This window comes from Herminiimonas fonticola (assembly GCF_040395855.1).
Taxonomy (GTDB): domain Bacteria; phylum Pseudomonadota; class Gammaproteobacteria; order Burkholderiales; family Burkholderiaceae_D; genus Oxalicibacterium; species Oxalicibacterium fonticola_A.
This window is the reverse complement of the sequence record NZ_JBEBPO010000014.1, coordinates 1-18,785: the sequence shown is the minus strand read 5'-3', so window position 1 is coordinate 18,785 and position 18,785 is coordinate 1. Positions and strand designations below refer to the sequence as shown.

Genomic DNA, 18,785 nt, shown 5'->3' with positions numbered 1-18,785 from the left:
AATTCCTGCCGGAACTATCTATAAAATCGCATTGCCGCTGTGGCTGCGTTCGGCTTCCATGTATTCGCCCGATTGCATTTCCACCAGCCGCGACACGGTGCGTTGAAACTCCATGGTCAGCGCACCATCGGTATACAGCTGATGCATATCAACAGCTGCCGATATCAGCAGCTTGATCCTGCGATCGTACAATACATCGATTAGCCAGATGAAACGACGCGCTTCTGAAGACATACCGACAGACATGAGCGGAACATCCGACAGGATGACGGTATGAAAACGACTGGCAATTTCAAGGTAGTCGTTTTGCGAACGCGGACCGCCGCACAGCGTAGCGAAGTCGAACCATATCACACCGCCGGCGCGCCTTAGCGCCTTGATCTGGCGCCCCTCAACATCGAGAACAGGATTCTCGTCGCTGGTTTCTGCGATTCGTGCAAATGCGGTACGCAATGCATGATCTGCCTCGGCTCCCAACGGTGTGTGATATGCATCGACCTGGGACAAGGCGCGTTTGCGATAATCGTTGCCGCCATCCACATTCATGATATCCAGTTTTTCTTGCAGCAGAGCGATGGTCGGCAACATACGATCGCGATGCAGGCCGTCCGGATACAGCGTACTGGGTTCAAAATTGGATGTGATGATAAAAGACACGCCATTTTTGAACAAGGCATTGAACAGGTTGTACAGAATCATCGCATCGGCGATGTCGGTCACGTGAAACTCATCAAAGCAGATCAGGCGATATTTCTTTGCGATGCGCAATGCCACTTCATCCAGCGGATTGGCAATCATCTTCAACTCATCCAGCTCGCGATGTACGCTGCGCATGAATTCGTGGAAATGCACGCGCGTCTTGCGCACCAGCGGCACCACTGTATAGAAGCTATCCATCAGGAAGGACTTGCCGCGCCCGACGCCGCCCCACATATAGACACCGCGCGGAATGGCCGGCGGCTTGAGAAAACGCAGGAATGCATTGGCCCGTTGCGCCTTGTACTCTACCCACTCATCGTAAGCTTGCTGCAGGCGAATAACGGCTTGTCTCTGCGCTTCGTCTGCATTGAATCCGCGCTGCAGCAAGGTGTGATCGTAAAACTCCTGAACATTCATTCTGCTCAAATCCAATTCGTTTTCAGAGTCGGTGCGATCTGATTTTCATCGATGCTCAAGATAAAAACGGGCGAGTCGCAACTCGCCCGCACATTTCAACACACGCGTATTTACAGCGGATACATATTCACCACGATGCGCGGCGGATAACTGCCGCCACCCGAACTGATAGGCAGACTGAAGCCCAGCCCGAGGCCGACGCCGCCACTACCGCCGCCCAAGCCGACGCCCATGCTGGAGCCGGATTGTTGCCCATACGGCGGCAGGCGCAGTTCAGAAGTACGGTAGCCAGGTTTATTGCAAATAATGCGCAACTCCCCGGAAGCCCGACCGATCTCCAGTGTTCCCGGCGTCGTCACATTCCAGCTCGCCACATTGTTCATCACGGCACAGCTGGCGCCGCCGAATTCCTGACCATTGCTGGCAGTGACAACGGTAACCCGGCCATCGCCCCAATTGCCGGTGGCACAGGCGGTCAATACCAAAGGCAGCAGCAGACTGATATAACGCATGGCCACTCCCTAGAAATTCAAGGCCCGGCCATCTACCGCCAGCGCCGCCTCTTTGAGCGCTTCCGACAAGGTAGGGTGTGCGTGGCAAATCCGTGCAATATCTTCCGACGAGGCACGGAACTCCATTGCCACCACCGCTTCCGAAATCAATTCGGATGCCTGTGGCCCAATGATGTGCACACCAAGAATTTCATCGGTTTTTGCATCGGCCAGAAACTTCACAAAGCCGGTGGTATCGCCCAGTGCACGCGCACGCCCATTCGCCAGGAAAGGAAAGGTGCCGGCTTTATAGGCGATATTCTCTGCCTTCAGTTGCTGCTCGGTTTTGCCGACCGAAGCAATTTCCGGTGAAGTATAAATAACCGATGGAATGGTATTGAAGTTCACGTGGCCATGCTGACCGGCGATACGCTCCGCAACGGCAACACCCTCTTCTTCCGCCTTGTGCGCCAGCATCGGCCCGCGCACCACGTCGCCTACAGCCCACACATTAGCCAGACTGGTTTTGCAATCGCCATCGACAGCGATAAAGCCACGTTCATCCAGCTTCAGGCCGACTGCTTCGGCGTTCAAGCCTACCGTATTCGGTATGCGTCCGATCGAGACAATCAGCTTATCGAATACCGCTTTTTGCGCCGCACCCTTGTCATCCACATAGTTGACCGTGACATCGTTCTTGCCCGTAGTGATCGCACCGATCTTCACGCCCAGATTGATGGCCAGGCCCTGCTTGACGAACTGCTTTTGCGCTTCCTTGGCGACCTGTTCATCCACTGCACCGAGGAAAACCGGCAAGGCTTCCAGCACGGTGACTTCCGAACCGAGACGGCGCCAGACGCTGCCCATTTCCAGGCCGATTACACCGGCACCGATCAAACCCAGACGTTTCGGTACTTCTGTCATTGCCAGTGCACCGGTGTTGGAGAGGATCATTTTTTCATCGAAGTCGGCACCCGGCAATACGCGCGGCGTCGAGCCGGTCGCCACGATCACGTGTTTGGCGGCGACAGTTTCTTCGGCGGCGCCGGCCACCTTGATTTCATACCCGCCCGCGCCTGCCTTTGCAAAGGAACCACGGCCATGGAAAAAGGTAACTTTGTTTTTTTTCAGCAGGTACAGGATGCCGTCGTTATTCTGTTTGACGACGGTGTCCTTGCGCGCCACCATTTTTTTCACATTCAGCGTCAAATCCTTGACTTCAATCCCATGCTCGGCAAAACCGTGACCTGCATGTTCGTAATGCTCGGAAGATTGCAACAAGGCTTTCGATGGAATGCAGCCGACATTGGTGCAGGTGCCGCCAGGTGCTGCGCCGCCCTTGGCATTTTTCCATTCATCGATGCATGCAACAGAAAATCCCAGTTGCGCTGCGCGTATGGCAGCGACATAGCCGCCAGGGCCGCCGCCGATTACTACTACATCAAAATTTTTCGACATTTTTTATCCCGCGAATTTTTTACTGAAAAAAAAGACACAAAGGCATCAGCTTGCGCGCGCCTTTGTGTCTTTTCATCTACCCGATTTTAGAGATCCAGCAACAGGCGCGCAGGATCTTCCATCGCTTCCTTCATCGCCACCAGACCCAACACGGCTTCGCGACCATCGATGATGCGATGATCGTAGGACATGGCGAAGTAGTTCATCGGACGGATCACGATCTGGCCGTTTTCAACCACTGCACGCTCCTTGGTTGCATGTATCCCCAGAATCGCCGATTGCGGTGGATTGATGATAGGTGTCGACAGCATCGAACCGAACACGCCGCCGTTAGAAATCGAGAAAGTACCGCCGTTCAGATCATCCAGCGTCAGCTTGCCTTCTTTGGCCTTGTTGCCAAATTCTGCAATTTTCTTTTCAATTTCGGCGATCGACATTTGATCCGCATCACGCAGAATCGGCACCACCAGTCCGCGTGGCGAGCCAACTGCGATACCGATATCGAAGTAGCCGTGATACACGATGTCATTACCGTCTACCGATGCGTTGATGATCGGATATTTTTTCAATGCAGCAACCACTGCCTTGACGAAGAAGGACATGAAGCCGAGTTTCACGCCATGTTCTTTTTCGAACTTGTCCTTGTACTTGGTACGCAGATCCATCACCGGCTGCATATTGACTTCATTGAACGTCGTCAAGATTGCATTGCTCGATTGCGATTGCAGCAAGCGTTCCGCGATACGGGCGCGCAGACGACTCATAGGCACGCGCTCTTCCGGACGATTCGCGAGCATATTGGCCGACGCTGGCGCAGCCACTTGTTGCAGCGCAGGTTTGGCCGCCGCAATTGCTGGGGCCGCAGGCGCTGCCGGTTTTTTCTCCAGCTGATTGATGACGTCGCCTTTGGTGACACGGCCATCCTTGCCGGTACCTGCAACATCGCCCGCTGCCAGCTTGTTTTCCGCCAGCATTTTTGCTGCGGCCGGCATGGCAATACTGCTGGCCGCATTTGAAGACGCCGCCATTGCAGGTGCAGCTGGCGCGGCCGCTACGGGTGCTGCTGCGGCAGCAGGAGCAGATGCTGCAGGTGCAACTGCAGCCGACAGGTCGGTATCGAGCAAGGCAATCACTTCACCGGCGACCACCGTACTGTTGTCGTCGCGAATAATTTGCGTGATCACACCGGCGGCCGGCGCCGGCAACTCCAGCACAACCTTGTCGGTTTCGATATCGATCATGTTCTCGTCACGCGTGACGGTTTCACCGACCTTTTTATGCCATTGCAGCAGCGTTGCTTCTGCAACGGATTCCGACAGTTGCGGAACTTTGATCTCAAGAATAGCCATATAACTCTCCGTTTCGGTTTGTTCATGCCGCACTCCAGTATCCGGAGTACGACAGGGTCTTTATTTCGTTTGGATAAAACCTTTTAACTTGCTGAATGCTGTTTCAATCAGCGTTTTTTGTTGCGCGTAATGCTTGTCATAATAGCCGACGGCAGGTGAAGCGCTGGCTGGACGACCGGCGTAAGCCAGCTTCTGTCCATCCGACATGTTTTCCAGAATATTGTGCTGAATCTGGAACCATGCACCCTGATTTTGCGGTTCGTCCTGCGTCCATACCAAGTCAGTGAAATTCGGGAATTTCTTGAGCTCTGCAGCGAATGCCTTGTGCGGGAACGGATACAGTTGTTCGATACGGATGATGGCCACATCGTTCTGCGCCCGCTCCTTGCGTGCATTGACCAGATCGTAATAAACGCGACCTGAACAGGCGATGACGCGTTTGACTTTTTTCGCATCGATAGTCGTATCGACTTCGCCAATCACAGTCTGGAACGAGCCGTTGGCAAGATCGGTCAGCGGCGAACCGGCTTCCTTGTTGCGCAGCAGCGATTTCGGCGTCAGGATGACCAGCGGTTTGCGGAACTTGCGGATCATCTGGCGACGCAGCAGATGGAAAATCTGCGCTGCCGTCGTCGGCTGCACCACTTGCATATTGTTGTCTGCGCACAGTTGCAGGAAACGCTCCGGACGGGCCGACGAATGTTCCGGCCCCTGGCCTTCGTAACCATGCGGCAGCATCATCACCAAACCGGATGCACGTCCCCATTTCACTTCACCCGAACTGATGAACTGATCAATGACGACTTGCGCACCATTGGCGAAATCGCCAAACTGCGCTTCCCAGATCACCAGCGTATTCGGCTCTGCGGTCGAATAACCGTACTCGTAAGCCAGTACCGCTTCTTCCGACAGAACGGAATCGATGACGCGGAACCATGCCTGCTGGTCGGAGATGTTTTGCAAAGGCACATAACTGCCGGCATCCCAGCGTTCACGATTTTGATCGTGCAATACCGCATGACGATGGACGAAAGTCCCGCGTCCTGCATCCTGCCCTGTCAGTCGCACTGCGTAACCGGAAGAGACCAGCGATGCGTAAGCCAGATGCTCACCCATGCCCCAGTCCAGATTCATTTCACCGCGTCCCATGCTGGCACGATCGGCCAGTACTTTCTCGACCAGTGGATGCACCTTGAAATTTTCCGGAATCACCGTTACACGCTCAGCCAAACGTTTCAATTCCGTCAGAGGAATAGCTGTATCGGCGGCATCGGTCCATTTGCGGTTCAGGAACGGCAGCCAATCCACTGCATACTTGCTTTTGAAATTTGAAATGACCGGATCGATCGTATGCTTGCCGGCATCCATCGCATCGCGGTATGCCTTGACCATGTCATCGGCTTCATTCTCCGCCAGGGTACCCTGCGTAAACAGTTTGTCGGCGTACAGCTTGCGCGTACCTGGATGCTGGGAAATTTTCTTGTACATCAGCGGCTGCGTCAGCGCCGGCGTATCCTGCTCGTTGTGTCCCAGTTTGCGATAGCAGACGATATCGACCACGATGTCCTTGCGGAATTCAAGACGATAATCAAGCGCCATCTGCGCTGCAAACACCACTGCTTCCGGATCATCGCCGTTGACGTGAATGACCGGCGCCTCAATCATCTTGGACACGTCGGTACAGTACAGGGTCGAACGCGTATCGCGCGGATCAGAGGTGGTAAAACCGATCTGGTTGTTGATAATGATGTGCACCGTACCACCGGTACCGTAACCGCGCGTTTGCGCCAGGTTCAGGGTTTCCATGATGACGCCCTGTCCGGCAAATGCTGCATCGCCGTGAATCAGGATAGGCAGCACTTGTTGCGACGGGTCGTTTTGTCCACGGCGCTCGATACGTGCACGCACTGAGCCTTCCACCACTGGATTAACGATTTCCAGATGAGAGGGATTAAAGGCCAGCGACAGATGGATAGGGCCGCCTGGTGTGCTGATATCGGATGAAAAACCTTGATGGTATTTGACGTCACCGGATGGCAAATCGTCGCCATGACGGCCTTCAAATTCAGCGAACAATTCCTGCGGCATTTTGCCCAGCGTATTGACCAGTACGTTCAATCGCCCGCGATGCGCCATGCCGATGACGATTTCCTGCACGCCTTTTTCACCGCCGCGCTGGATGACTTCATCCAATGCCGCGATAAAGCTTTCGCTGCCTTCAAGTGAAAAACGTTTTTGACCAACGTATTTGGTATGCAGATAACGTTCCAGACCTTCAGCTGCAGTCAGGCGCTCAAGAATGTGTTTCTTTTTTTCGCTGGAAAACGTCGGTGTCGAGCGTATCGATTCAAAACGTTCCTGTAGCCAAAGCTTTTGCGCAGGATCGCTGATGTACATGAACTCAGGTCCGATCGAGCGGCAGTAGGTATCGCGCAAGGCATTCAGCAAATCGCGCAGCGACGCTGTTTCTGTCCCGAAGTGGGTATTGCTGATATTAAACACGATGTCCATATCGGCATCGGTGAAACCATAGAAAGCCGGTTCCAGTTGCGGAATGGATGGACGTTCCTGGCGCTTCAAGGGATCGAGATTGGCCCAGTTGTTGCCGAGTACGCGATAAGCCGCGATCAACTGTGTGACGGCAACGCGCTTGCGTCCCAGTTCGACATCTTCGGAGGCGACGACATTGCGGATCGGGCCATGCTTGGCGCGCTCTGCAAAGGATGCAATCACGGAAGCATGCGCGACGTCCGGTTTGCTGGAACCATCGACGGCAGGCACATGCTGCATGGCGTCGAAATACGCACGCCAGTTATCCGGCACGGAGCCGGGATTGTCCAGATATGCCTCGTACAATTCTTCAACGTACGGTGCATTACCCCCAAACAAATAGGAGTTGGCTAAAAGTTGTTGCATCATCTTGCTCACCTTTCTTCGCGTTTCGCGAGATTAGCGGGTTATTCAACCTTCCGCGACACGGCCTGACCGTTTAGCGGATTGCACATCAAGTTGTGGGGAAGGACGTTTTATTCGATCACTGATTTAATAACTGAATTTGATAATGTCAGACGAGAATAGCATAAAACAAATGGATAAAAAGCGAATCTCTTGACTCGCTTTTTATCGCGTCTATTTAAGCTGGACGTTTCGACATTTCCGGTACATCACGCGGCTTTTCGCCAATGAACAATTGACGCGGACGACCGATCTTTTGTTCCGGATCCGAAATCATTTCATTCCATTGGGCGACCCAGCCGACCGTACGGGCCATTGCGAAAATACCGGTGAACAGCGACACCGGAATTCCCAGTGCCGATTGCACGATACCTGAGTAGAAATCGACGTTCGGATACAGTTTGCGCGATACAAAGTATTCGTCTTCCAGCGCCACTTTTTCCAGTGCCATTGCCAGTTTGAACAATGGGTCGTCGTGCAGGCCCAACTCTTCCAGCACTTCATGGCAGGTTTCACGCATCAGTTTGGCGCGCGGATCGAAGTTCTTGTACACGCGATGGCCGAAGCCCATCAGCTTGATGCCGGAATTCTTGTCCTTGACCTTCTCCAGGAATTCAGGAATCTTGTCGACTGAACCGATTTCCTTCAGCATGTTCAAAGCTGCTTCATTCGCGCCGCCATGTGCCGGACCCCACAAGCAGGCAATACCCGCTGCAATACATGCAAACGGATTCGCGCCGGACGAACCTGACAGACGCACGGTCGATGTCGATGCATTTTGTTCGTGATCTGCATGCAGAATCAGGATGCGATCCAGTGCGCGCACCAGCACATCATTGATTTTGTATTCTTCAGCCGGCGTGGAGAACATCATATGCATGAAGTTCGCGCTGTATGACAAGTCATTGCGTGGATACACGAAAGGCTGGCCTACCGAATACTTGTACGACATCGCGACCAGCGTAGGCATCTTCGCGATCAGGCGAATCGCCGATACTTCGCGGTGATGCGCGTCGCTGATATCGAGCGAATCATGATAGAACGAAGACAATGCACCAACCGTACCGACCAATACCGACATCGGATGCGCATCGCGACGGAATCCGCGGAAGAAGAATTGCATCTGTTCATGCAACATCGTGTGCTTGGTAACAGTCGCGACGAATTCTTTTTTCTGCGCCGCGTTAGGCAACTCGCCCTTCATCAGCAGATAGCTGGTTTCCAGGAAATCGCAATTCACCGCCAGTTGCTCGATCGGATAGCCGCGATACAGCAATTCGCCCTTGTCGCCATCGATGTAGGTAATGGTCGAATTGCACGAAGCAGTAGACATGAAGCCTGGGTCGTAGGTGAATTTTCCGCTTGCAGCGTACAGCTTGCGGATATCAATCACGTCAGGACCAATGGTTCCCTTGTAGATCGGTAACTCCAATGATGGCGAACCGTCGGAAAACGACAGTGTGGCTTTGGTGTCAGATTGGGAGTGGGGCATGGCTCTTCCTTCTATATAACGAGGGGTGGAGTCGATTTAAGAATAAATCGCAAAATTAAAAATCATCATCCGTGCACTTTGATCCGTTTCGATCAAATCGCACGCAATCTTGTCAGCAGCGCGCGTACATGTGGAAGATCGCTCTCACCTTCCGGTTCGCTGCGCGCCAACAGCAAATTCATCAAGTCATTATCCGGCAACTCCAGCAATACCGAAAAAGCTTCGACCTCTTGATCCGTCAAGGTTTCTTCGTGCTGATCAAGAAATCGCGTCAGCAGCAAATCGTTTTCCAGCAAACCGCGACGACCACGCCATCGCAGGCGTGCGCGCTTTACGGGATCAGCTTGGTGGGTATTCGACATGGATACTCATTCAATCTCTTAACGCTTATTCCACGTCAATTCTTGTTGCGAAGAAAAACACGGCGACGAATTACAGATAAATCATCCTGCATCAGTGATGATGCAGAACAACCCGCTATGCAAACCTATACCGCTCGTCGCACCAGCAGTTCCTTGATTTTTCCGATTGCGCGCGTCGGGTTCAAACCTTTGGGACAAACATCCACACAATTCATAATTGTATGACATCTGAACAATCGGTACGGATCTTCCAGATTATCCAGCCGTGCACCGGTTGCTTCATCCCGGCTATCGGCAATGAAGCGGTAGGCTTGCAACAAACCGGCCGGACCGACGAATTTATCCGGATTCCACCAGAACGACGGACAGGAAGTCGAACAGCATGCGCACAAAATGCACTCGTACAAGCCATCCAGCTCTTCACGTTCCGCCGGCGTCTGCAAGCGTTCCTTCTCAGGCGGGATTGTATCGTTAATCAGGAAAGGCTTGATCGAGTCGTACTGTTTGAAGAATTGCGTCATGTCCACGATCAGGTCGCGTATGACCGGCAAGCCGGGCAGCGGACGCAGAACGATGGGCTCTGTCAACTCATTCAGATTGGTCGTGCAGGCCAGGCCATTCTTGCCATTGATGTTCATCGCATCCGAGCCGCACACTCCTTCGCGGCAGGAACGGCGCAAGGCCAGCGAATCATCTACGTCAGCCTTGATGCGTTGCAACGCATCAAGCAGCATCTTGTCATGCGCCTGCAATTCTACCGTCACATCCTGCATGTACGGTTTTGCATCCTTGTCAGGATCATAGCGATAAATCTTAAGTCTGAGCGTGCGTGCCATGTTCTGACCTTTTAGAAAGTGCGTGGTTTAGGCTTGAAGGTATCGACGGTCAGCGGCTTCATCACTACCGGCTTGTAATCGAGGCGATTTCCTTCGGAATAAAACAGCGAATGCTTCAACCAGTTTTCATCGTCGCGTTGTTCGTAATCACGATGCGCATGCGCACCGCGCGATTCCTTGCGTGCAGCGGCTGATGTAATCGTGGCCTTGGCGGTTTCGATCAGGTTGTCCAGCTCCAGCGCCTCTATCCGTGCGGTATTGAAAACCCTGGATTTATCCTTGAACGACACATGTTTGCGGCGCTCATCCAGTTCCATGATTTTCTTGTAACCGGTTTGCAGCAATTCATCCGTGCGGAATACGCCGCAATACTGCTGCATCGTCGAACGAATATCGTTTGCCACATCCTGCACGCGCTCACCACCGGTACTGTTTTCCAGATGCGCCAGGCGCGACAGCGCCAGATCGGCGGCATCAGCCGGCAAAGGCTTGTGCTGACGCTGCTTCAGATTGCTTTGTACGATGTGATTGCCGGCGGCACGACCGAACACGATCAGGTCGAGCAGCGAATTGGTACCGAGACGATTGGCGCCATGCACCGAGACGCACGCACACTCGCCAATTGCATACAGGCCGTTGACCACATGATTCGGATTGCCGTTTTTCGGCTCCACCACCTGGCCATGAATATTGGTAGGAATGCCGCCCATCTGATAGTGAATCGTCGGCACTACCGGTATCGGTTCGCGCGTCGCATCGACGTTGGCGAATTTGTGCGCAATTTCCAGGATCGACGGCAGACGTTTCTGGATCGTCTCGGCGCCGATATGGCGCAGATCCAGCATCACGTGATCCTTGTTCGGCCCGCAACCGCGGCCTTCCTTGATTTCCTGATCCATCGAACGCGAAACGAAATCGCGCGGCGCCAGATCCTTCAGGGTCGGCGCATAACGCTCCATGAAGCGTTCACCCTGGCTATTGACCAGAATACCGCCCTCGCCGCGTACACCTTCAGTAATCAGTACGCCGGCACCGGCCACGCCGGTCGGATGGAACTGCCAGAACTCCATATCTTCCAGAGGCAGGCCGGCACGTGCTGCCATGCCGAGGCCGTCGCCGGTATTGATGAATGCATTCGTTGATGCGGCAAAAATACGGCCGGCGCCACCGGTGGCGAACATCGTTGTTTTGGCTTCCAGCATCATCACTTCGCCGGTTTCCATTTCCAGCGCGACCACACCGATCACGTCGCCTTCGGCATCGCGCATCAAATCGATCGCCATCCATTCAACAAAGAAATGCGTACGGGCGCGCACATTGCGCTGATACAACGTATGCAACAGCGCATGACCGGTACGATCGGCGGCGGCACACGCACGTTGCACCGGCTTTTCACCGAAATTGGCGGTGTGACCGCCGAACGGACGCTGATAAATTGTACCGTCGGCATTGCGGTCGAACGGCATGCCGAAATGTTCAAGTTCGTAGACAACCTTGGGCGCTTCGCGACACATGAATTCGATCGCATCCTGGTCGCCCAGATAATCGCCGCCCTTGACGGTATCGAACATGTGCCAGAACCAGCTGTCTTCCGCCATATTGCCGAGCGATGCGCCGATCCCGCCTTGTGCGGCAACAGTATGCGAGCGAGTCGGGAATACTTTTGAAAGCACCGCAACGTTCAAGCCTGCTTCCGCAAGTTGCAACGATGCGCGCATGCCTGAACCGCCGGCGCCTATGATGATGGCGTCAAAATGGCGCGAAGGAATGCTTGATTTGATTGCTGCCACGTTACGCTCTCCAGAGAATCTGCGCCGCCCATCCGGCGCAGGCGATCAGCCACACAATCGTGGCAGCCTGCAATATGAGGCGAACTGAAACTGGTTTGATGTAATCCATCCAGATATTCCGCATGCCGACCCATGCGTGATAGAACAATGCCAGGAAGGTCACAAAGGTGAACATTTTGAACCATTGCTGCGCAAACAGTCCGGCCCAGCCTTCGTAACTGAAATCGCTGGCAAGCAGGAAGGCGAGTAACAAAACTACCGTGTACACAATCATGATGATTGCCGTTACACGTTGCGCAAGCCAGTCCTTCAAACCGTAATGTGCGCCGACGACCCGTCTATGCGGTCCGATATTATCGATAGCCATCAGAAAGCTCCAAACAGTTTGAGTGCGACAAGTGCCGTTAATGGCAGGCTGATCACCAGCACAATGGCAGCCGACTTGCGTCCATTGACCTTATCCGCGCCTACATGCACGTCTGCGAACAAATGTCGTATGCCGGCGCAAAAATGATGCAGATAAGCCCACACCAGCGCGAGAATGATCAGTTTGACGAACCAGTGGGAAGCGATGCCCTTGAAATGCTCGAAAGAGATTTCAGACATCAGACTTTTGTCGAGCAGCAGCAAAATGACTGGCAACAGCAGGAAAATCAATGCGCCGCTGATGCGATGCAAAATAGATATGATCGCAGCCAGCGGCATCCGATAGTGCACCAGATCGGCAATATTAATATTGCGGAACTGCGGCTTGCCGGTTTTGAGTGAATCAGACATGACGTGACTTTCCCAAACGAGATGAACTTCCAATTTTCACCGATTTTGGTGCACCACACCAAAACAAATCTTTTTTTAAATCCTGTTTAAACATTTTTACTTATCTGTTTGACAAACAAGAAACTGACAATTGCATGCTTCATGTTCAGCTCAATTCATTTTGATAATGATGATTATTTGTCACGTACAAGGAACGCCGCACTTCCACCGCTTTATCGCCATACGTAAATGAAACCCGGTTCACGCTCAGCAACGGTGTATTCAGCGGCACTGCCAACAGTTCAGCCGCACTTTGATCGGCCACCACGGCGCGAATACTTTCAACCGCACGTATCATCTGAATGCCGAATTCCGTTTCCAGCAGTGCGTACATGGGTCCCTTGTATTGCAGCACACGTTCCAGCGACAAACCTTTAAAAATCAAACCTGGCAACCACAACTCTTCCAGAATCGTCGGCGCACCATCGAACGATTGGATGCGCTTGATGAAGAAAACCGAATCACCGGTTTTAATGTCCAGTTGACGCGCAATATCGGCAGGCGCGCGCAGACGTCTGGCTTCCGTAACTGTGTTCTCGGGATAATGGGCATCGCCGACATCCGGCTTTAACCGCAGAAAACGAAACTGCGCCCGCGCTTCGTGATGCGTTGCAACGAAAGTGCCTTTGCCCTGTCTGCGCACCACCAGATTTTCGGCCGACAACTCATCAATTGCCTTGCGCACTGTGCCCTGGCTGACCTTGAAACGATTGGCCAGCTCGACTTCGCTCGGAATCAATTCACCGGGACGCCATTCGCCCGACTGCAGACTCTTCGTGATCAAGGCCTTGATTTGCTGATACAGCGGACTGAAGGTTGGCGACGGCACCGTCGCTGACGCACCGGCAGCCTGGGCCGGATTAGCTATCGACAGAGAAGGATGGGAGGAGCTCATGAGTATGGATTTCACCACAGAACCCCTCTCCGAGTCCAGCAAAAGATAATAATTAACATGTCTTATATAAGACATAAGATACATATTGACAATGAAATGCCCGAAGCCTACACTCGCAACAATATTGCTTTGTCGCAGTAACGGTAACATCAAGCAAAATAGACGATCGATTTGTGGATAGCCCCCGCTGACTTCTCCGGTATTCAACTGTATCATTGCGCCACGCGGATATTTTCCCCACACCCAATCACGTTTTCACCATCACCTTGGAGATTCAACATGGCTAAAGCCCCTATGCGTGTTGCCGTCACCGGCGCCGCCGGCCAGATCGGTTATTCCCTGCTGTTCCGCATCGCTAACGGCGACTTGCTGGGCAAAGACCAGCCGGTTATTTTGCAGTTGCTGGAAATCGACAATGAAAAAGCACAAAACGCGCTGAAAGGCGTGATCATGGAAATCGACGATTGCGCATTTCCATTGCTGGCTGGCGTTTCCGCACACAGCGATCCGATGACCGCATTCAAGGATGCAGATATCGCTTTGCTGGTCGGTGCCCGCCCACGTAGCGCCGGCATGGAACGCAAGGATCTGCTGGAAGCAAATGCACAGATTTTCACTGTACAAGGCAAGGCGCTGGATGCAGTTGCATCGCGCAATGTCAAGGTTCTGGTGGTCGGCAATCCAGCCAATACCAATGCTTACATCGCGATGAAATCAGCACCAAACCTGCCGGCGAAAAACTTCACCGCCATGCTGCGTCTGGATCACAACCGCGCCCTGTCGCAAATCGCAGCGAAAACCGGCAAACCGGTTGCATCGATTGAAAAACTCGCAGTCTGGGGCAATCACTCGCCAACCATGTACGCCGACTACCGCTTCGCCACCATCGATGGCAAATCGGTCAAGGAAAGCATCAACGACGACGCGTGGAATAAAGACACCTTCCTGCCTACCGTTGCAAAGCGCGGCACCGCCATCATCGAAGCACGCGGCGTGTCCTCGGCAGCATCGGCAGCCAACGCAGCGATCGATCACGTGCGCGACTGGGTACTCGGCACCAACGGCAAATGGGTCACGATGGGCATTCCGTCGGATGGTTCCTACGGCATTCCGAAAGACACCATGTTCGGCTTCCCTGTTACTACCGAAAACGGCGAATACAAAATCGTTCAAGGCCTGGACATCGATGCATTCTCGCAAGAACGCATCAATCTGACCCTGAAAGAATTGACGGAAGAGCGTGAAGGCGTCAAACACCTTCTGGCTTGATATTAGTTCCGGACGAATGGCTGCGGCTATTCGTCCTTCTCCTCTGCAGCCAGTCCTTATAGCCAGCACACCGCTCATGCATCCGTCCGAAGTTCTCTTTCAAGGCACTTTGCCACCGGTTTCGATTCCGGTCTGCGATCACTATGCCGGCTCGGAAAAACTGATGCGCAAATCGCTGGCGCTGCAGACAGAACTGGGACCGGTTTTCGATATTACTTTCGATTGCGAAGACGGTGCTGCACATGGCAATGAATCAGCACACGCACATTTGATCGGCACGCTGATTGCCGGCGAAGAAAATCTGTTCGGCCGCATAGGTGCCCGTGTGCACGATGTCACCAGTGAATTCTTCGAGCAGGATATAAAAATCATTCTGCAACATGCTGCGCAACGTCTGGCTTATCTGGTCGTTCCAAAAGTCGACAGCGTCGCCGACGTGGAAAACGCAATCAGCCTGGTCAATCGCCACGCGAACGGCCGCACCAACTTGCCGGTGCACGTCTTGATTGAAACGCACGGCGCATTGAAAGATGTCCATGCAATCGCCGCCCTGCCCCAGGTCGAATGCCTGTCTTTCGGCATCATGGATTTTGTTTCCGCGCATTACGGCGCCATTCCCGGCAACGCCATGCGTTCGCCAGGACAATTTACCCATCCGCTGCTGGCGCGCGCCAAACTGGAAATTGCCGCAGCCTGCCATGCCCACGGCAAAACCCCATCGCATAATGTCACGACGGAAATCAATGACACGTCGGTGGTTGCCAGCGATGCGCATCGTGCCGCATCCGAGTTTGCCTATACGCGGATGTGGAGCATTCACCCAGGCCAGATCAAACCTATCCTGAAATCATTTGCTCCCCGACTCTCGGAAGTGAACGAAGCAGCGGCTATTCTGTCGCAAGCACAGGCAGTGCAATGGGGGCCGATACAGCACAACGGCAAATTGCACGATAGAGCGAGCTACCGTTATTACTGGACGATACTGCAACGTGCGCAGGCCAGTGGCTTGCCGCTGCCCGATTCGACCAGCACTATTTTATGAATACACGCTCGCTTGCATCAAGCGCATCACCTGCTTGCCTGCCGGCGAACCATCAAAATAAATGGAGATTTTGAATGAAGAAACTGCTTTATGCTGCCCTGCTGATCGGCGCATCGACAACACTGTCGCCTGCGTTTGCACAAACAAGCGCTGCCGCCAAACAGGAAACAGCAAAAAAACCGCTTAAAAAGACAGTAAAAAAAGCAGTGCCTGCAGCAGCGGCATCCGCCGCCGCTGCAAACGCTGTCGGCGACGATGACGACGAAGATCTGGGCGAAGCCAATATCGAAGGCTCCATCGTCAACAATTTCAATTGCGAGCTCGGCAACAAGATCACCACTTATTACAACGCCAGTGACGACAAACACATTGCCATCCGCTGGAAAGACAAAGTCCACCGCATGCGCAGAATCGGCACCAGCACCGGCGCAAATCGTTTTGAAAATCGCAAGGCAGGTCTGGTATGGATACACATTCCATCCAAGGCCATGTTGCTCGACTCCAAAAAAGGGCAGCAACTGGCCAATGAATGCAGAGATCCCGAGCAGGCAAAAGCACTGGCCGCAAAAACAAAGAGTTAAAAGTTGGAAGTGCTGTCAGCCTCACAGCTGACAGCATGCATGGAACCATTTTCGTATCGGCTATTTTGTATCAAGGAGAAAATCATGTCGCGCAACACATTGAATACGCTTAAGGAATTCAATATTTCAGGCTCGAAAAAAGGTACGTTTTATTCGCTGCCTGCATTGGGTAAAAAACTCGGCGTGAATGTTTCCCGCTTGCCGGTTTCGATTCGCATCGTGCTGGAATCGGTGCTGCGCAATTGCGACGGCAAAAAAGTAACCGAAGAACACATCCACCAACTGGCCAACTGGTCGCCAACAGCCGTACGCACGGATGAAATTCCTTTCGTCGTCGCACGCGTGGTATTGCAGGATTTCACCGGTGTTCCGCTGCTGGCCGATCTGGCTGCCATGCGCAACGTCGCCAGCAAATTGGGCAAGAACCCAAAGAACATCGAACCGCTGGTGCCGGTTGATCTGGTCGTCGATCACTCGATCCAGATCGATCACTTCCGTCAAAAGAATGCGCTCGACCTGAACATGAAACTGGAATTCCAGCGCAACAACGAGCGCTATCAGTTCATGAAATGGGGCATGCAGGCGTTCGACACTTTCGGCGTCGTGCCACCGGGCTTCGGCATCGTGCACCAGGTGAATCTGGAATACCTGGCGCGCGGCGTACACAAACGCAATGACGGCGGCAAAACCGACGTCTACTATCCGGACACACTGGTCGGTACCGATTCGCACACCACCATGATCAACGGCATCGGCGTAGTCGGCTGGGGCGTAGGCGGCATTGAAGCCGAAGCCGGCATGCTGGGCCAACCGGTTTATTTCCTCACGCCTGACGTCGTCGGCGTGAACCTTACCGGTGCATTGCGTGAAGGCGTGACCGCTACCGATCTGGTTCTCACCATCACAGAATTGCTGCGCAAGGAAAAAGTCGTCGGCAAGTTTGTCGAATTCTTCGGCGAAGGCACCGAATCGCTGTCGCTGACCGACCGCGCCACCATCGCCAACATGGCACCGGAATACGGCGCGACGATGGGCTTCTTCCCGGTCGACGATGCCACCATCGATTACTTCAAGGGCACGGGCCGCACCAAAGCCGAAATCGATGCATTTGAAAACTACTTCAAGGCGCAAGGTCTGTACGGCATTCCAAAATCCGGCGAGATCGATTACACCCACGTGGTCGCACTCGATCTGGGTTCGGTTGCACCATCATTGGCCGGCCCGAAACGTCCGCAAGACCGCATCGAAATCGGTCACGTCAAACAAAACTTCGCCGATTTGTTTGCCAAACCGGTATCGGAAAACGGTTTCAATAAAAAACCGGAAGATCTGGATGCAACTTATACCAACAGCGATGGCGTCAAAGTCAAAAACGGCGACGTGCTGATTGCAGCGATCACTTCCTGCACCAATACATCGAACCCTAGCGTATTGCTGACCGCAGGTTTGCTGGCCAAGAAAGCAGTCGAAGCCGGCTTGAAAGTGTCGCCGCACATCAAGACTTCGCTTGCTCCTGGCTCACGCGTTGTGACCGAATACCTGCAAGCTGCCGGCCTGCTGCCCTACCTGGAAAAACTCGGCTTCGGCGTCACTGCCTACGGTTGCACAACCTGTATCGGTAACGCCGGCGACCTGACGCCTGCAATGAATGAAGCCATCGCGCAAAACGACATCGTCGCTTCAGCCGTGTTGTCGGGCAACCGCAACTTTGAAGCGCGTATTCACCCGAACATCCGCTCCAACTTCCTGGCATCGCCACCGCTGGTTGTCGCCTACGCGATCGCCGGCAACATGACACGCGACCTGATGACGGAACCGGTCGGTCGCGGCAAAGGGGCCGATGGCAAGATGCGCGACGTTTACCTGGGCGATATCTGGCCAACTTCGCAGGAAGTTTCCAAGCTGATGAAGTTTGCGATGAACGCCAAGGTCTTCAAGGATAACTACGCTCAAGTCAAAACCGCACCAGGAAAATTATGGGAAGGCATCAAGGGCGTCGCTGAGGGCCAGGTATATGACTGGCCAACTTCGACCTATATCGCCGAACCACCATTCTTCAACGACTTCACGATGGAACCGAAAGCTGCTGCAACCGGCATCACAGGTGCACGTGCGCTCGGCGTATTCGGCGATTCCATCACCACCGATCACATCTCGCCTGCAGGTTCGATCAAGGACACCAGCCCGGCCGGTAAATACCTGACAGCAAAAGGCGTGTTGAAAGCAGATTTCAACTCCTACGGCTCACGTCGCGGCAATCACGAAATCATGATGCGCGGCACCTTCGCCAACGTGCGCATCAAGAATCTGATGATCCCGATCAAACCGGATGG

General features: G+C 53.5%; 16 protein-coding genes. 4 read left to right on the top strand and 12 right to left on the bottom strand.

Going from position 1 to position 18,785, the window contains the following annotated elements; translation table 11 throughout:
- Window positions 1-18 precede the first annotated feature (18 nt).
- The 12 genes from zapE to ABWP27_RS03510 all read right to left on the bottom strand — a co-directional run bounded on the left by zapE (window position 19) and on the right by ABWP27_RS03510 (window position 13,560).
- Window positions 19-1,116: a cell division protein ZapE gene (gene zapE, locus ABWP27_RS03565; protein WP_353153502.1), complete on the bottom strand. Its 1,098-nt coding sequence runs from the start codon at window positions 1,114-1,116 to the stop codon at window positions 19-21.
- A gap of 110 nt (window positions 1,117-1,226) precedes the next feature.
- Complete coding sequence (locus tag ABWP27_RS03560; protein ID WP_353153461.1) at window positions 1,227-1,628, bottom strand: hypothetical protein; 402 nt, start codon at window positions 1,626-1,628, stop codon at window positions 1,227-1,229.
- Window positions 1,629-1,637: 9 nt separating this feature from the next.
- The gene (gene lpdA, locus ABWP27_RS03555; RefSeq protein ID WP_353153459.1) at window positions 1,638-3,065 is read right to left on the bottom strand and encodes a dihydrolipoyl dehydrogenase; all 1,428 of its coding nucleotides are present in this window, start codon (window positions 3,063-3,065) and stop codon (window positions 1,638-1,640) included.
- A gap of 86 nt (window positions 3,066-3,151) precedes the next feature.
- Window positions 3,152-4,414 carry a 2-oxoglutarate dehydrogenase complex dihydrolipoyllysine-residue succinyltransferase gene (gene odhB, locus ABWP27_RS03550; RefSeq protein ID WP_353153457.1) on the bottom strand — a complete coding sequence of 421 codons (1,263 nt, stop codon included), beginning with the start codon at window positions 4,412-4,414 and terminating at the stop codon, window positions 3,152-3,154.
- A gap of 60 nt (window positions 4,415-4,474) precedes the next feature.
- Window positions 4,475-7,333, bottom strand: a complete 2,859-nt coding sequence (locus tag ABWP27_RS03545; protein ID WP_353153455.1) for a 2-oxoglutarate dehydrogenase E1 component — start codon at window positions 7,331-7,333, stop codon at window positions 4,475-4,477.
- Window positions 7,334-7,547: 214 nt separating this feature from the next.
- Window positions 7,548-8,861 carry a citrate synthase gene (gene gltA / locus ABWP27_RS03540; protein WP_353153453.1) on the bottom strand — a complete coding sequence of 438 codons (1,314 nt, stop codon included), beginning with the start codon at window positions 8,859-8,861 and terminating at the stop codon, window positions 7,548-7,550.
- A 92-nt stretch (window positions 8,862-8,953) separates the two neighbouring features.
- Complete coding sequence (locus tag ABWP27_RS03535) at window positions 8,954-9,223, bottom strand: FAD assembly factor SdhE (protein ID WP_353153451.1); 270 nt, start codon at window positions 9,221-9,223, stop codon at window positions 8,954-8,956.
- Window positions 9,224-9,348: 125 nt separating this feature from the next.
- Window positions 9,349-10,059 carry a succinate dehydrogenase iron-sulfur subunit gene (locus ABWP27_RS03530; RefSeq protein ID WP_353153449.1) on the bottom strand — a complete coding sequence of 237 codons (711 nt, stop codon included), beginning with the start codon at window positions 10,057-10,059 and terminating at the stop codon, window positions 9,349-9,351.
- An 11-nt stretch (window positions 10,060-10,070) separates the two neighbouring features.
- On the bottom strand, window positions 10,071-11,849 hold the full coding sequence (gene sdhA / locus ABWP27_RS03525; protein ID WP_353153447.1) for a succinate dehydrogenase flavoprotein subunit: 1,779 nt from the start codon (window positions 11,847-11,849) through the stop codon (window positions 10,071-10,073).
- A 1-nt stretch (window position 11,850) separates the two neighbouring features.
- On the bottom strand, window positions 11,851-12,216 hold the full coding sequence (gene sdhD / locus ABWP27_RS03520; RefSeq protein WP_353153445.1) for a succinate dehydrogenase, hydrophobic membrane anchor protein: 366 nt from the start codon (window positions 12,214-12,216) through the stop codon (window positions 11,851-11,853).
- Entirely contained in the window at window positions 12,216-12,626 is a 411-nt protein-coding gene (gene sdhC / locus ABWP27_RS03515) for a succinate dehydrogenase, cytochrome b556 subunit (RefSeq protein WP_353153443.1), read from the bottom strand. The genes sdhD and sdhC overlap by 1 nt, the downstream gene beginning before the upstream one ends.
- A gap of 145 nt (window positions 12,627-12,771) precedes the next feature.
- Complete coding sequence (locus ABWP27_RS03510; protein ID WP_353153441.1) at window positions 12,772-13,560, bottom strand: GntR family transcriptional regulator; 789 nt, start codon at window positions 13,558-13,560, stop codon at window positions 12,772-12,774.
- Between the two features lie 279 nt (window positions 13,561-13,839).
- Here ABWP27_RS03510 and ABWP27_RS03505 point away from each other — a divergent pair, with 279 nt between their 5' ends.
- The 4 genes from ABWP27_RS03505 to acnA form a co-directional block, all read left to right on the top strand.
- Complete coding sequence (locus ABWP27_RS03505; protein ID WP_112992517.1) at window positions 13,840-14,829, top strand: malate dehydrogenase; 990 nt, start codon at window positions 13,840-13,842, stop codon at window positions 14,827-14,829.
- A gap of 76 nt (window positions 14,830-14,905) precedes the next feature.
- Entirely contained in the window at window positions 14,906-15,871 is a 966-nt protein-coding gene (locus tag ABWP27_RS03500; RefSeq protein ID WP_353153439.1) for an HpcH/HpaI aldolase/citrate lyase family protein, read from the top strand.
- A 74-nt stretch (window positions 15,872-15,945) separates the two neighbouring features.
- Window positions 15,946-16,452, top strand: a complete 507-nt coding sequence (locus tag ABWP27_RS03495) for a hypothetical protein (protein WP_353153437.1) — start codon at window positions 15,946-15,948, stop codon at window positions 16,450-16,452.
- Window positions 16,453-16,536: 84 nt separating this feature from the next.
- Window positions 16,537-18,785, top strand: a 2,249-nt coding sequence (gene acnA, locus ABWP27_RS03490) for an aconitate hydratase AcnA (RefSeq protein ID WP_353153435.1), incomplete at its 3' end; no start/stop codon positions are given.

What these genes read in the sequence shown, in the direction of transcription:
- zapE (WP_353153502.1), bottom strand. Translation starts at nt 1,116, where the DNA reads ATGAATGTTCAGGAGTTTTACGATCACACCTTGCTGCAGCGCGGATTC.
- ABWP27_RS03560 (WP_353153461.1), bottom strand. Translation starts at nt 1,628, where the DNA reads ATGCGTTATATCAGTCTGCTGCTGCCTTTGGTATTGACCGCCTGTGCC.
- lpdA (WP_353153459.1), bottom strand. Translation starts at nt 3,065, where the DNA reads ATGTCGAAAAATTTTGATGTAGTAGTAATCGGCGGCGGCCCTGGCGGC.
- odhB (WP_353153457.1), bottom strand. Translation starts at nt 4,414, where the DNA reads ATGGCTATTCTTGAGATCAAAGTTCCGCAACTGTCGGAATCCGTTGCA.
- ABWP27_RS03545 (WP_353153455.1), bottom strand. Translation starts at nt 7,333, where the DNA reads ATGATGCAACAACTTTTAGCCAACTCCTATTTGTTTGGGGGTAATGCA.
- gltA (WP_353153453.1), bottom strand. Translation starts at nt 8,861, where the DNA reads ATGCCCCACTCCCAATCTGACACCAAAGCCACACTGTCGTTTTCCGAC.
- ABWP27_RS03535 (WP_353153451.1), bottom strand. Translation starts at nt 9,223, where the DNA reads ATGTCGAATACCCACCAAGCTGATCCCGTAAAGCGCGCACGCCTGCGA.
- ABWP27_RS03530 (WP_353153449.1), bottom strand. Translation starts at nt 10,059, where the DNA reads ATGGCACGCACGCTCAGACTTAAGATTTATCGCTATGATCCTGACAAG.
- sdhD (WP_353153445.1), bottom strand. Translation starts at nt 12,216, where the DNA reads ATGGCTATCGATAATATCGGACCGCATAGACGGGTCGTCGGCGCACAT.
- sdhC (WP_353153443.1), bottom strand. Translation starts at nt 12,626, where the DNA reads ATGTCTGATTCACTCAAAACCGGCAAGCCGCAGTTCCGCAATATTAAT.
- ABWP27_RS03510 (WP_353153441.1), bottom strand. Translation starts at nt 13,560, where the DNA reads ATGAGCTCCTCCCATCCTTCTCTGTCGATAGCTAATCCGGCCCAGGCT.
- ABWP27_RS03505 (WP_112992517.1), top strand. Translation starts at nt 13,840, where the DNA reads ATGGCTAAAGCCCCTATGCGTGTTGCCGTCACCGGCGCCGCCGGCCAG.
- ABWP27_RS03500 (WP_353153439.1), top strand. Translation starts at nt 14,906, where the DNA reads ATGCATCCGTCCGAAGTTCTCTTTCAAGGCACTTTGCCACCGGTTTCG.
- ABWP27_RS03495 (WP_353153437.1), top strand. Translation starts at nt 15,946, where the DNA reads ATGAAGAAACTGCTTTATGCTGCCCTGCTGATCGGCGCATCGACAACA.